At 61.6% G+C, this 13,134-nt stretch carries 10 protein-coding genes; 5 read left to right on the top strand and 5 right to left on the bottom strand.

Annotated features, from left to right (window positions below):
• The first annotated feature begins 510 nt into the window (after positions 1-510).
• Positions 511-1,758, top strand: coding sequence for an OprD family porin (locus AAEQ75_RS01855; protein ID WP_343350724.1), 1,248 nt, complete (start codon positions 511-513; stop codon positions 1,756-1,758).
• A 73-nt stretch (positions 1,759-1,831) separates the two neighbouring features.
• Here the strand turns inward: AAEQ75_RS01855 and AAEQ75_RS01860 are convergent, their stop codons facing one another.
• Positions 1,832-2,239, bottom strand: a complete 408-nt coding sequence (locus AAEQ75_RS01860) for a PaaI family thioesterase (protein ID WP_343352489.1) — start codon at positions 2,237-2,239, stop codon at positions 1,832-1,834.
• A 129-nt stretch (positions 2,240-2,368) separates the two neighbouring features.
• On the opposite strand from AAEQ75_RS01860, the gene AAEQ75_RS01865 reads away from it, so the two are divergent.
• The gene (locus tag AAEQ75_RS01865) at positions 2,369-4,084 is read left to right on the top strand and encodes a proline--tRNA ligase (RefSeq protein WP_343350725.1); all 1,716 of its coding nucleotides are present in this window, start codon (positions 2,369-2,371) and stop codon (positions 4,082-4,084) included.
• A gap of 20 nt (positions 4,085-4,104) precedes the next feature.
• Complete coding sequence (locus tag AAEQ75_RS01870; RefSeq protein ID WP_125833981.1) at positions 4,105-5,061, top strand: hypothetical protein; 957 nt, start codon at positions 4,105-4,107, stop codon at positions 5,059-5,061.
• Between the two features lie 42 nt (positions 5,062-5,103).
• Here the strand turns inward: AAEQ75_RS01870 and AAEQ75_RS01875 are convergent, their stop codons facing one another.
• Positions 5,104-5,925, bottom strand: a complete 822-nt coding sequence (locus tag AAEQ75_RS01875; protein ID WP_343350726.1) for an aldo/keto reductase — start codon at positions 5,923-5,925, stop codon at positions 5,104-5,106.
• A 24-nt stretch (positions 5,926-5,949) separates the two neighbouring features.
• Positions 5,950-6,630: a class I SAM-dependent methyltransferase gene (locus AAEQ75_RS01880; protein ID WP_343352491.1), complete on the bottom strand. Its 681-nt coding sequence runs from the start codon at positions 6,628-6,630 to the stop codon at positions 5,950-5,952.
• A 223-nt stretch (positions 6,631-6,853) separates the two neighbouring features.
• On the opposite strand from AAEQ75_RS01880, the gene AAEQ75_RS01885 reads away from it, so the two are divergent.
• On the top strand, positions 6,854-9,955 hold the full coding sequence (locus tag AAEQ75_RS01885) for a transglycosylase domain-containing protein (RefSeq protein ID WP_343350727.1): 3,102 nt from the start codon (positions 6,854-6,856) through the stop codon (positions 9,953-9,955).
• A 95-nt stretch (positions 9,956-10,050) separates the two neighbouring features.
• Positions 10,051-10,935 carry an alpha/beta hydrolase gene (locus AAEQ75_RS01890; protein ID WP_343350728.1) on the top strand — a complete coding sequence of 295 codons (885 nt, stop codon included), beginning with the start codon at positions 10,051-10,053 and terminating at the stop codon, positions 10,933-10,935.
• Here AAEQ75_RS01890 and AAEQ75_RS01895 read toward each other — a convergent pair.
• Together AAEQ75_RS01895 and putP are read right to left on the bottom strand one after the other, a co-directional pair.
• Positions 10,928-11,137: a VF530 family DNA-binding protein gene (locus AAEQ75_RS01895; protein WP_106733096.1), complete on the bottom strand. Its 210-nt coding sequence runs from the start codon at positions 11,135-11,137 to the stop codon at positions 10,928-10,930. The two genes, AAEQ75_RS01890 and AAEQ75_RS01895, sit on opposite strands and share 8 nt — an antisense overlap.
• A 98-nt stretch (positions 11,138-11,235) precedes the next feature.
• On the bottom strand, positions 11,236-12,720 hold the full coding sequence (gene putP, locus AAEQ75_RS01900; RefSeq protein ID WP_179575800.1) for a sodium/proline symporter PutP: 1,485 nt from the start codon (positions 12,718-12,720) through the stop codon (positions 11,236-11,238).
• Between the last annotated feature and the right edge of the window lie 414 nt (positions 12,721-13,134).

Below are 13,134 nucleotides of genomic sequence, written 5' to 3' on the forward strand. Positions count from 1 at the left end.
GCGTGCACCATTTTGTTTCTTCCCGTAATGGACAATGCCAAGCGTTACCGGTTAATGCGCAGTCAATGAGCTAACGGCACCTGCTGACAGCTAACCGCAGGCCTCGACAACCCCTGACGAATCAGCACCAAAAGCAGCGCCGGCGCTACCGCGAGCACTACCCTGCGCCTAAAAATCAAGGTTTTAGCAAGACAGGGAGGTTTTGAGCACGACTTTTGCTAACTGTGAAAGCAATGCCCGGCAAGCCGTGCAGTCGATCAATCAAGCGGTCCCAGGCACCTCAGAACCGCGGAAGCGTCGGCGCGACGAGACGCAAGTGCAGAACTATAGATTTGCGACATTTTCTTCACGCGATGCGACACAAGCATGAACGAAGTCGTAACGAATAGACTGCAACTATCGCCAATATTGGCTGCGTGCTATAAGTTATCGCCGACACAAAAAGAAAGAGCTGTCCATATAACAAAACAGTGGGCAGCGCAACTCTTCTAAACCCAAGGAGCAATCACGATGCAAGTGATGAAGTGGAGCGTAATCGCCCTGGCAGTAGCCGCGGGCACCAGCCAAATGGCCGTGGCGTCCAGCCAGTCTGAGTCGAATGGCTTTGTTGAAGACAGCAGCTTCAACATCTTCAACCGTGCCCTGTACTTCAACCGCGACTTCCGCAATGCTGCGCCTGGTGCGCAAAGCTATGTAGAAGAAACCGGCCTCGGCATTCGCCTGCTGTTCGAATCCGGCTTCACCCAAGGCACCGTTGGTGTTGGTGTTGACGCTCACTCGCTGAGCAGCATCAAGCTGGACAGCGGTCGTGGCCGTCATAGCACTGGCCAGTTCGGCACCACTGGCGACGGCCGCGGTGATGACACCCAGACCGAAGTTGGCGGCGCTATCAAGTTCCGCATTTCCGATACCGTTCTGAAGTACGGCAACCAGTTCGTCGACAACCCTGTGTTCTCCACCGACGACAGCCGCATCCTGCCGGAAGTCGGCACCGGCACCCTGCTGACCAGCAATGAAATCAGTGGTCTGGAACTGACCGCAGGCCGCTTCACCGCCCTCAACAGCCAAGAATACACCGGCCGTGACAGCGCGGGCCTTAAAGAAATCAACTTCCTCGGCGCCAGCTACAGCTTCACCGACGACTTCAGCGGTGCAGTCTTCGCCTCCGATGCCGACGACGTCTTCAAGAAGAAGTACCTGAACCTGAACTACAACCTGCCACTGGCAGAAGATCAGGCTCTGAACTTCGACTTCAACTTCTACAAGACCGACTACGACAAGCGCACTTACGGTGAAAGCGGGGACAACAAAATCTGGAGCTTGGCCGCCGCCTACAGCCTCGGCGCTCATCGCCTCACCCTGGCCCACCAGCGCTCCAGCGGCGACGCCGGTTACGACTATGGCTACGACGGTGGCGGCGCCATCTACCTGGCCAACTCCGTGCAAATGCGCGACTTCAACGCCAAGGACGAAAGATCCTGGCAGGCTCGCTATGACCTGAACATGGCCACTTTCGGCATTCCGGGCCTGAGCTTCATGGCTCGCTACGTCAGCGGCAGCAACATCGATAATGGCCCGGGCAGCGACCTGAATCGCTGGGAGCGCAACATCGAAGGCAAGTATGTCGTTCAAGAAGGCGCTGCGAAGGACCTGATGTTCCGCGTTCGCCAAGCCACCTACCGCGCCGACGACGGCTTCGAGGGCGGCAAACTGGACGAAGTACGCCTGATCGTCGAATACCCGCTGAGCGTTCTGTAACTTCAGCGCTACTCGATAGCGGTATAAAAGAAACCCGGCCTAGGCCGGGTTTCTTTATTTATGCCTCGGCACTTTAAAGAGGCAAAGCATAAGTCCCCGTCACATGTGCTACCAATTTATTCTCATTATCAAGCGAATATAACGAGACTTCGCAAACTGCCTGGCGCCGGCTCAAGCGCAGTATTCGCGCCTCTGCCAACAAATCCACCGGTTTGGGTTTGACCAGAAAGTTGATATTGAGATTGGACGTCACTGCCATCTCCACGCGGCCGAGACGCCCCAGCACCACCGCATACATCGCCGCATCCCCCAGCGCCATGATGGTCGGTCCGGAAAGCGTGCCGCCCGGACGCACCAATTTGGCATGAAAAGGCACGCGTGCCAGCACACCCTCCTCGTCCAGCCGGTCGATCCGCAGATCGATATCCTCGGCCATCGGCAGCCCCATACGAATCAGGTTCTGAACCTCAAGTGCAGTCAATCCCACTCTTTACTCCTCCCGGCACGCGCAGCAGCACTTTCGCGCCTGCACCCGTCCTGTACGCCACTGTATAGGCACCGTACAATGCCGGCCTATTCCAAGCCCTCGCAACCGACAGAACGGCCAAACATGCGTACCAGTCAGTTCCTGCTCTCGACCCTGAAAGAAACCCCTTCCGATGCCGTGGTGATCAGCCACCAGCTGATGCTGCGTGCCGGCATGATCCGCAAGCTGGCCTCCGGCCTGTACACCTGGCTGCCGATGGGCCTGCGCGTACTGCGCAAGGTCGAGACCGTGGTGCGCGAAGAAATGAACGCAGCCGGCGCACTGGAAGTGCTGATGCCAGCCATTCAGCCTGCCGAACTGTGGCAGGAGTCCGGTCGTTGGGTGCAGTACGGTCCCGAGCTGCTGCGGGTAAAGGATCGTCATGATCGCGAGTTCTGCGTCGGCCCGACCCACGAAGAAGTGATCACCGATCTGGCCCGCAACGAGCTGAACAGCTACAAACAGCTGCCGATCAACATGTACCAGATCCAGACCAAGTTCCGTGACGAGATCCGTCCGCGCTTCGGCCTGATGCGTGGCCGCGAGTTCATCATGAAGGACGCCTACTCCTTCCATGCCGACCAGGCTTCCCTGCAGGAAACCTATGACCGCATGCACCAGGCCTACTGCAACGTATTCAGCCGCCTGGGCCTGAACTTCCGCCCGGTACAGGCCGATACCGGTTCCATCGGCGGCACCGGCTCGCACGAATTCCACGTACTGGCCGACTCCGGCGAAGACGACATCGCCTTCAGCAATGTCTCCGACTACGCCGCCAACATCGAGAAGGCCGAAGCCATCCCGCGTGAGACAGCGCGCGGCGCTGCGACCGAAGACATGCGCCTGGTCGACACGCCCGACACCAAGACCATCGACGCACTGGTTCAGGGTTTTGGTCTGGCCATAGAGAAGACCATCAAGACCCTGGTGGTGCACGCTGCCGAAGAAGGCAAGCTGATCGCCCTGATCGTCCGTGGTGACCACGAGCTGAACGAGATCAAGGCTGCCAACCTGGAGCTGGTTGCCAGCCCGCTGCAGATGGCCAATGAAGCAGAGATTCGTGCGGCCATCGGTGCAGGCCCTGGCTCGCTGGGCCCGGTCAACCTGCCGATCCCCTGCATCATCGATCGCAGCGTAGCGCTGATGAGCGATTTCGCGGCCGGTGCCAACATCGAAGACAAGCACTATTTCGGCGTCAACTGGGAGCGCGACCTGCCGCTGCCTGAAGTTGCCGACCTGCGCAATGTCGTCGCTGGTGACCCTAGCCCGGATGGCCAGGGCACCCTGGAAATCAAGCGCGGCATCGAAGTCGGTCACATCTTCCAGCTCGGCACCAAGTACAGCGAGGCCATGAACTGCCAGGTGCTCGGCGAGAACGGCAAGCCTGTAACCCTGACCATGGGCTGCTACGGCATCGGTGTATCGCGCGTGGTGGCTGCTGCCATCGAGCAGAACTTCGACGAGCGCGGCATTCGCTGGAACGACGCACTGGCGCCCTTCCAGATCGCCCTGGTGCCGCTGCGCTATGAAACCGAGCAGGTTCGCGAAGCCACCGACAAGCTGTATGCCGAGCTGACTGCCGCCGGTTACGAAGTGCTGCTGGATGATCGCGACAAGAAAACCAGCCCCGGCATCAAGTTCGCCGACATGGAGCTGATCGGCATTCCGCACCGCGTGGTCGTCAGCGACCGTGGCCTGGCCGAGGGTAACCTCGAGTACAAGAGCCGCGCCGAAACCGAAGCGCAAGCGGTGCCGCTGGCCGACATTCTGTCCTTCCTGCAAGCCCGTATCAGCCGCTGATAACGCCTTACCGAGACATCATGCACACGAGCAACAACCTTCGCCTCATCGGCGCCGCCCTGTGCGGCGCCCTCTTTCTCAGCGGCTGCGCCAACCAGCTGCCGCAGCGTAGCGAGCATGAGGAGCGCGTCGAGCGCAAGCTGCTGGATCACCAACTGCAGATCGATGCCGGCGAACCCAAGGTTCTGGAGCTACCGCAGCGCCGCGTGCGTGTGCATGACCAGAAGAGCTACGAGGTCACAGCTTTCGAAGTGACCCGTCGCTACGACCGCTACACGCCTTACCAACCCTGGCGCGAGATCTATGAAGTGCCGATGGGGGCAGTCGCGGTGGTGGCCGGCGTGGGCGCCAACATACTCAACGTGGTGTTGCTCGGCAGCCTGCCGGAAACCGCGACCCGTGACTGGATCAGCTACGGCATGGCCGGCCTCAACCCGTTCATGAACGTCGAGTCCAACGGCCGCGCGGAACAGAACCTGGCAAGTATCGATGAGCTGCAGCGCGACCGTCGCATGGAATACACCAACCTGCCCTGGTCCGAGCGTCCTGTGCAGGTCAAGGCAGGTGATCAGCAGTTCGAGCTGCTCACCGACAGCAGCGGCGTGCTGCGCCTCAATCTGCTGGACAGCCCCTTCACCGAACAAGACATCACGCGCCTGAACACACTGCAGCTAAGCGTCGAAGACCGCCTCGGTGACGATGTCGCACGCGCCGAAACGACCCTCATGGTCAGCCACACCTTGCGCGGCAAGCTGAGTGAAGCGCATGACCTGATCTTCGACGACCTCGAGGGTGGCGATGTCGCCCAGTGGGTACACCGGGTCAAACGCCTTTCCGATCTGGGTCTGGAAGAGGAAGCCAGCGAGCTGGAGCAGAGCCTGATCGAGCTGACGCGCAACGATCCCGAATTGCAGGACGCCTTCCTCAAGGCTCTACTCAAGGACGCCGGACGCCTGGCCGCCGATCCGGCCAACTGATTCCGAACGACACGCCTCGGCCGATTGGTCAGTGACGGCCTTTCAGACCATCTCCAGCGGCTGCTTGCCACGTGGTGGCGCAAAGACCTCATCCAGCAGGTTCAAATCATCCACATTCAACGCGATGGCAGTCGCTGCAGCGTTATCGCGTAAATGCGCGCTGCTTGCGGCCTTGGGAATGGCAATCACACCGTCCTGCCTGAGTGTCCAGGCCAACGCTATCTGAGCAGCGGTAGCCCCATGTCGCTCAGCCACCTGCCGCATTACCGGCTCATGCAACAAGGCACCCGCCTGACTTAGCGGACAGTAGGCCATCAGCGGCATGCCGGCACGCTGTTGCCAAGGCAGCAGGTCATACTCGATGCCTCGCGCCTCCGAGTTGTACAGCACCTGATTGGCCTGGCATGCCGGCTGATCCAGCTCCAGCAGGTCATCCAGGTCGAAGTTGGAGACGCCCCAGGCGCCAATCTTGCCCTGAGCTCGCAGCCGCTCGAAACCTTCGACCGTCTCGGCAAGCGGATAGCGCCCACGCCAGTGCAGCAGGTAGAGGTCGATACGCTCACACCCCAGGCGCTTCAGGCTGCGCTCACAGGCGGCCTGAACACCCTGCAGACTGGCGTTGTGCGGGTAAACCTTGCTGACCAGGAACACCTCGTCACGACGACCGGCGATGGCCTCCCCCACCACCTGCTCCGCGCCACCCTCGCCATACATTTCGGCGGTGTCGATCAGGCTCAAACCCAGGTCCAGTCCTTCACGTAGCGCTGCCACCTCACGCGCGTGCTGGTGCCGGTCTTCGCCCATGCGCCAGGTCCCCTGACCTATCACCGGCACCTGTACGCCGGCTAACTCAATTCTGTGCATCGATTTCTCCCGTCAACTGCATGATCACAGCGGCTTGAGCAACAGCAGCAGGGACACCGGCTGAACACTCTCGGGGTGCAGCGGCTCCTGCAGCCATTCGAGACGCCAGCCGGTTTCAGCGATTAGCGTCAGCCAGGATTGCAGAGTGCGGAAGAACCAAGGCATGGGCGCCTGAAAGCCCTCGCCGAAGCCGACGAAGTCCTCCACCCGCCAACCGTCCTGGTAAGGCTCGCCATGACTGGCACGCCAGGGGTGAAGGGTCTGGATCAGCAAGCTGCCGCCAGGCACTAGCAACTTTTGCAGGCTGCGCAGAATCGGCTGCAGCGGCTCTTCGAGCAGGGCGAAGTTGCAGACCAATACCTCGAAACGTCCAAGTTGCTCGGCGTGTTCTTCCAGTTCGGCATAGCCGCAGACGCGATACTGACTACGCCCATCGCACGCAGCGCGAGCCGCCTCGATCAGCGGCGCCGAAGCGTCCACACCGACCGGTTCGATACCATATTCGGCCAGCCCGCGGCACAGCCAACCCTCGCCGCAACCGATATCCAGCACGCGTTTGGGTTGCAGCGCCAGCACAGCCTGGATGATCGCGGCATCGGTGACCAGGCGGCGACTTTCGATGCGCTGTTCACGCACTGCGGCAGCCCAGGCATCGGCATTGGCCTGCCAGCTTTGCTGGAGCTGTTCTCGATGGTCGCGCTGCATACCGATACCCTGCATTTGTGGGTTGCAGCGAGTCTAGCAGGCCAGCCCATCATCCAGGTACAACCCTGGCAATGAGTGGAAACGGCCAGCCAGACGGCGCGCAAGGGTCTAAGCTGATAACAAGACAGACGAGACAACCGCAGCCCAGCCGGCCCAAGGTCAGCATCCGGCAAGAGGCAATCTCGCGGCTTCGAATGATGCTGACAGGCCAGGCCGGTGATTTATGGGCGCATCATGGCAACGTAATCCGCAGCAACCTGACCTCGCCTCCTCGGCGAGCACGCAGGGCAGGACGAAGTCGGCCAATGCTGCAAGGCATCACTGGCGCCTGACACTCTATCTGTTACTGGCCCTGCTGGTGCTGGCGGTTACCGCCCTGCTGGTGTTCGAGTCACGCAGCGCCCACTTTCAGTCACGCGAGCTCAGTCGCTATGCCGCGAACCTGACGTACAAGGTCGAACCAGGCCCCAGCGAGCGCATCATCTACCCGACCGATGGCCCTTTTGACAAACGCCAGGGCTATGCCTACCTGCCACTGATGCTGGAGCGCCTGCAACAGCGCGATTATCAGGTCACCGAGCAGTCGCGCTTCTCCGAACAATTGATGGCCTACAGTCGCCGCGGCCTGTTCCCGCCCTTTACCGAGAAGAGCCAGAGTGGCCTGAGCATCAGCGATTGTCGCGGTACGCCGTTCTACGAATTTCGCTATCCGCAACAGGGGTACGCCGACTTCGCCAGCATCCCGCCGCTGGTGGTCAGCAGCCTGCTGTTCATCGAGAACCGTCAGTTGCTCGACCCCGCGCAACCGCTGGCCAACCCGGCGGTGGACTGGCCGCGCTTCGCCATGGCGGCACTGTCTCAGCTTGGCAAGATGCTCGACGTGCAGGATCAGTCTGCCGGAGGCAGCACTCTGGCCACGCAACTGGAGAAATACCGCCACTCCCCGGATGGGCTGACGCTGTCAGCCGGGGAAAAGTTGCGGCAGATGATTTCCGCCAGCGTGCGCGCTTATCAGCACGGCCCGGAAACGCTCGAAGCGCGTCAACGCATCGTCCGCGACTACCTCAATAGTGTGCCGCTGTCTGCAGCACCCGGTCATGGTGAGGTGAACGGCCTGGCTGACGGCCTGCGCATCTGGTACGGCGCCGACTTCGAGCGCAGTAACGCCCTGCTCGATCCGCTTCGCTCGCCCGACGCCAGCCTTGCCGAGCGCGGCCTGGCCCTGCGGCAGATGCTGTCATTGATGATCGCCCAACGCCGGCCCTCCTACTACCTCGCACAAGGGCGCCGTGACATGGAGGCGCTGACCGAAAGCCACATACGCCTGATCGCCAGCGGTGGTCTGATCGATGCTGACCTGCGCGATGCCGCTCTCACACAGAAACTGCAGTACCGCGACTGGCAGCAGGAGCCCAACCTTCGCGCCGTGGAAAGCGACAAAGGCATCAGCGTGGCGCGCTCGCGTCTGTCCAACCTGCTGGGCATGCCACTCTACGATCTTGATCGCCTCGACCTGTCCGCACGCAGCACCCTGCAACGCGACCTGCAACAGCAGACCAGCACCTACCTGCAGAACCTGGCCGATCCGGAGTTCGCCGGCAAGATCGGCCTGTTCGGCGAGCGCCTGCTGTCACCGGAGAAAACCGCGGAAGTGCGCTACAGCTTCACCCTGTTCGAACGCACCCCAACCGGCAGCCGGGTACGGGTGCAGACCGACAGCACCGACCAACCCTTCGACATCAACGAGGGCAGCAAGCTGGAGCTTGGCTCCACCGCCAAACTGCGCGTATTGGCCACCTATCTGGAGATCATCGCCGAGCTGCATCAGCGCCACGCGAACAAGAGCCCAGCCGAGTTGCGCCAAGTGGACATCGCCGAGCAGGACTACCTGAGCAGCTGGGCCGTGAGCTACCTGCAAGCCAACCCGGGGGCGGACCTGGCCAGCATGCTCGACGCCGCGCTGGAGCGGCGCTACTCGGCCAACCCGAACGAGCGCTTCTTCACTGGCGGCGGACTGCACACCTTCGGCAACTTCCGCCGCGAGGACAACGGCCGTAACCCGACCCTGCGCGAATCCCTGCGCGAGTCGATCAACCTGCCCTTTGTACGCCTGATGCGTGACCTGGTGCGCTACAGCACCTACCAGAACAGCGCCGAACTGCTCAAGGACGACAAGGACCCACGCCGCCAGGAATACCTGCAGCGTTTTGCTGATCAGGAGGGACGCACCTTCCTTCTGCGCTTCTGGCGCAAGTATCAAGGCCAGCCGGAGCCGCAGCGCCTGGAGACGTTCATCAGCGGCCTGCGCCAGACCTCGGTACGATTAAGCGCCGTGCACCGTTACCTGCTGCCGCAGGCTGACGAAGCCACCTTCGCCGCTTTTCTACGGGCGCAACTGCCCCAGGAGAAACTCACCGACCAACGCATCGCGCGCCTGTATCAGGACTACGGCCCGGGCGCTTACAGCCTGCCGGATCAGGGCTATATCGCCCGCGTCCACCCGCTGGAACTCTGGCTGCTGGGCTACCGGATCAGCAACCCGCAGGCGACTTTCAACGACGCTGTAGCTGCCAGCATCGACGAGCGCCAGGAAGTCTATGGCTGGTTGTTCCGTAGTCGACACAAGAGTGCCCGCGACAGCCGCATCCGTATCATGCTGGAGGTCGAAGCCTTCTCCGACATTCATCGGCGCTGGCAGAACCTGGGTTATCCCTTCCAGTATCTGGTGCCCTCGCTGGCCACCGCGCTGGGCAGCTCCGGTGACCGGCCAGCAGCCTTGGCCGAGCTGATGGGTATCATCCAGAACGACGGCATTCGCCAGCCGGTGCTGCGCATCGACGAACTGCATTTCGCCGCCGATACACCTTATGAGACGCGAGTCGAACGGGATATACACGTCGGCAAGCGGGTGATGCAGTCCGAAGTGGCTGCGGCATTGCGCAATGCCCTCTCGCAAGTGGTGGAAGGCGGGACCGCGCGGCGCTTGCAAGGCACTTTCCAGTTACAGGACGGCCATAGCCTGACGCTGGGCGGCAAGACCGGCACCGGCGACAACCGCATCGAGAGCGTCGGCCCTGGCGGCCGGGTAATCAGTTCGCGCGCGATGAACCGCACGGCGACCTTCGTGTTCTTTCTCGGCCCGCGGCACTACGGCACCCTGACAGCGTTCGTACCAGGACGCGAGGCCGAACGCTTCACCTTCACCTCAGCGTTGCCGGTACAGGTGCTCAAGGGCATGGCGTCGATCCTTGCGCCCTACCTCGAACCCGGCAGCGCCACCCTGTGTGATACGCCGATGAGCCCACCACAGATCAGCCGCCGGTAATACCTGGTAACCACAGTGGCCGGCCCCCTGGCGAAACCCGGCATCGGATGTGCAGTCCATGGCTGCATTATCCGTTGCCGTTCATGAGTATGCCGATGCCCTCACCCTGGTTAGCCCTGCTGCGCCGCCGTCGCCTGAGCCTGATGTTTATGGGCTGCCTACTGGTATTGCTACCGATCGGCTGCGCCAAGCTGGAGCAGACCGAGCGCGAACTGGTGTTTCGTATCGAGCCCGGCACCGCCCGCTGGTTCAGCGGCCTGCCAGCTGGCGTCGAGGACGTGCAACTGCAATCCCCCGACCTCACTGCCGATGAGAGCCTGCATGCCTGGTGGTGGCCGGCTCCACGCAAGGATGCACCGACGCTGCTCTATCTGCATGGTTCACGCTGGAACCTGACCGGTCAGCTGTTTCGCATCGAACAGTTGCATGCCATGGGCTTCTCGGTCTTGGCGGTGGACTACCGCGGCTTCGGCGAAAGCCGTGGCGCCTTGCCCTCCGAGCGTAGCGTGTACCAAGACGCCCTGATCGCCTGGCAGCACTTGGTGCGCCTGCAGCCCGAGGCGAACAAACGCTTCATCTATGGCCATTCGCTAGGTGGCGCCGTAGCCGTCAACCTGGCGCACGAACTGGCAAGTGAAGAGGAAGCCGCGCAGGCCGCCGGCCTGATCGTCGAGTCCAGTTTCACCAATCTGGGCGACGTGGCGGCCGCGGTTACCAACACCTCGCTGCCGGTGCGCTGGCTGCTGTCGCAGGAGTTCGACTCGCTGAGCAAGATCGGCGATGTCGGCATTCCGGTGCTGATCGCTCATGGTCGCGATGACCGCTACGTACCGTCACGCTTCAGCCAGGCGCTGTTCGACGCGGCCAGCGAGCCCAAGCAGTTACTGCTGATCGACGGCGCCAACCACAACAACAGCCTGCGCATGGCCGGTAACAGCTACCGCCAGGCCTTGCGGGCTCTGGGGCTCGAACTTAACTGAAGTGCTGCAGATAGAGCTGCTCCACCTTGGCACGTGCCCAAGGCGTCTTGCGCAGGAAGGTCAGACTCGACTTGATGCTCGGCTCATGTTTGAAACAGCGCACGTCGACCTGATGGGCAAGACCGTCCCAACCGATGCGGTCCACCAGGGCGGTGAGAATCGCCTGCAAGGTCAGGCCATGGAGCGGGTCATTGCTGGTCATGAGAGCATCCGTTAACAAAAGTGCGCCTATCTTAGAGGCAGAAACGAAAAAGGCGATGACTGCCTAACAATCATCGCCTTCAGTTCAAGCCAGCAAGCTTACGCCGACTTGTACTCGCTCTCGGCCTTGTCGAAGCGGCTCAGCATCGACTGGCTCGGTGCCTGACCGATACGGCTGAAGATGACGATGGCCAGAGTGGCGAGAATGAAGCCCGGAATGATCTCGTACAGGCCCAGACCGATCCAGTTCTTCCATACGATCACGGTGGCAGCACCGACCAGCATACCGGCCAGAGCGCCGTTGCGGGTCATACCCTTCCACAGCAGGGAGAGGATCACCACCGGACCGAACGCAGCGCCGAAACCGGCCCAGGCGTAGGACACCAGGCCCAGTACGCGGTTTTCCGGGTTCGCCGCCAGAGCGATGGCAATCAGTGCCACCAGCAGCACCATGGCGCGGCCGACCCAAACCAGTTCGGTCTGCGAAGCGTCTTTACGCAGGAAGGCCTTGTAGAAGTCTTCGGTCAGCGCACTGGAGCACACCAGCAACTGGCAGCTCAGGGTGCTCATCACCGCCGCCAGGATGGCGGACAGCAGGATGCCGGCGATCCACGGGTTGAACAGCAGCTTGGCCAGTTCGATGAACACGCGCTCCGGGTTCTCGCCGACCGGACCAGCGACTTCCGGGTGCGCCGCGAAGTAGGCGATGCCGAAGAAGCCTACGGCTACTGCGCCGGCCAGGGTCAGGATCATCCAGGTCATGGAGATGCGACGGGCAGCCGGGATCGACTTGACCGAATCAGCGGCCATGAAGCGCGCCAGGATGTGCGGTTGGCCGAAATAGCCCAGGCCCCAGGCCATCAGCGAGATCACGCCAACGAAGGTCGCGCCCTTGAGCATGTCGAAGTTGGTCGCGTCGACCGCCTCGATGGCGACCATGGCCGGATCGAAGCCGCCAGTGGCGATCATCACCACGACCGGGGTCAGGATCAGCGCGAAGATCATCAGGGTGGCCTGCACGGTATCGGTCCAGCTCACTGCCAGGAAGCCGCCGATGAAGGTGTAGGCGATGGTCGCAGCAGCGCCGGCCCACAGTGCGGTCTCGTAGGACATGCCGAAGGTGCTCTCGAACAGGCGAGCACCGGCCACCACGCCGGAGGCGCAGTAGATGGTGAAGAACACCAGGATCACCAGCGCCGAGAAGATGCGCAGGATGCGGCTGTTGTCTTCGAAACGGTTGGTGAAGTAGTCCGGCAGGGTCAGGGCATTGCCGTTGTGCTCGGTCTGCACGCGCAGACGGCCGGCAACGAACAACCAGTTGAGGTAGGCGCCGATGACCAGACCGATGGCGATCCAGCTTTCGGAGATGCCAGCGACGAAGATCGCGCCAGGCAGGCCCATCAGCAACCAGCCACTCATGTCGGAAGCGCCGGCGGACAGTGCGGTCACGAAGCTACCGAGACTGCGGCCACCGAGGATGTAGTCGGAAAGGTTCTTGGTACGCAGATAGGCGATCAAGCCGATCAGCACCATGGCTGCGATGTACACCACGAAGGTGACGAGCATTGGAGTACTAGCTGTCATTTGGGGGGCTCCCGTCTCGTTTGTTGTTCTTGGGCACCGTGCCCAGCTTGGCAAAGCGCACCCGTTTTTGCGGATGCGGGCTCCGGTCTCTCTTCCTCGTCACACCGATGTCTGGTGCGCACGTTCAGGGGCAGATACCGGCGCAGTGAAATCTCCACCACTTCGTCACAGCATCGGCACGTGCCTGAGCACTTTCCCTGACCTCCCTGGCTTGCGCCTGCGGCCACCGAATCGCGTTACCACCCTACTTCGGCTGCATGCACTTCTATTATCGGTCTAGCCCAGCAAAGCTGGTCTGACCAATCGGCGCAGACAAAAACGGTCGTAACGAAAGTGAAGGGCGGAATTTAGTGGCAGACGTGAGCGGGCTTCTTGCTGAAAGCTCTGGAGTTTTTACAGAAATCTCCGACACGG

The organism is Pseudomonas sediminis (genome assembly GCF_039555755.1).
GTDB lineage: Bacteria > Pseudomonadota > Gammaproteobacteria > Pseudomonadales > Pseudomonadaceae > Aquipseudomonas > Aquipseudomonas mendocina_D.

Coding starts and splice junctions, on each gene's coding strand:
- AAEQ75_RS01855 (WP_343350724.1), top strand. CDS start 511: ATGCAAGTGATGAAGTGGAGCGTAATCGCCCTGGCAGTAGCCGCGGGC.
- AAEQ75_RS01865 (WP_343350725.1), top strand. CDS start 2,369: ATGCGTACCAGTCAGTTCCTGCTCTCGACCCTGAAAGAAACCCCTTCC.
- AAEQ75_RS01870 (WP_125833981.1), top strand. CDS start 4,105: ATGCACACGAGCAACAACCTTCGCCTCATCGGCGCCGCCCTGTGCGGC.
- AAEQ75_RS01875 (WP_343350726.1), bottom strand. CDS start 5,925: ATGCACAGAATTGAGTTAGCCGGCGTACAGGTGCCGGTGATAGGTCAG.
- AAEQ75_RS01880 (WP_343352491.1), bottom strand. CDS start 6,630: ATGCAGCGCGACCATCGAGAACAGCTCCAGCAAAGCTGGCAGGCCAAT.
- AAEQ75_RS01885 (WP_343350727.1), top strand. CDS start 6,854: ATGGGCGCATCATGGCAACGTAATCCGCAGCAACCTGACCTCGCCTCC.
- AAEQ75_RS01890 (WP_343350728.1), top strand. CDS start 10,051: ATGCCCTCACCCTGGTTAGCCCTGCTGCGCCGCCGTCGCCTGAGCCTG.
- AAEQ75_RS01895 (WP_106733096.1), bottom strand. CDS start 11,137: ATGACCAGCAATGACCCGCTCCATGGCCTGACCTTGCAGGCGATTCTC.
- putP (WP_179575800.1), bottom strand. CDS start 12,720: ATGACAGCTAGTACTCCAATGCTCGTCACCTTCGTGGTGTACATCGCA.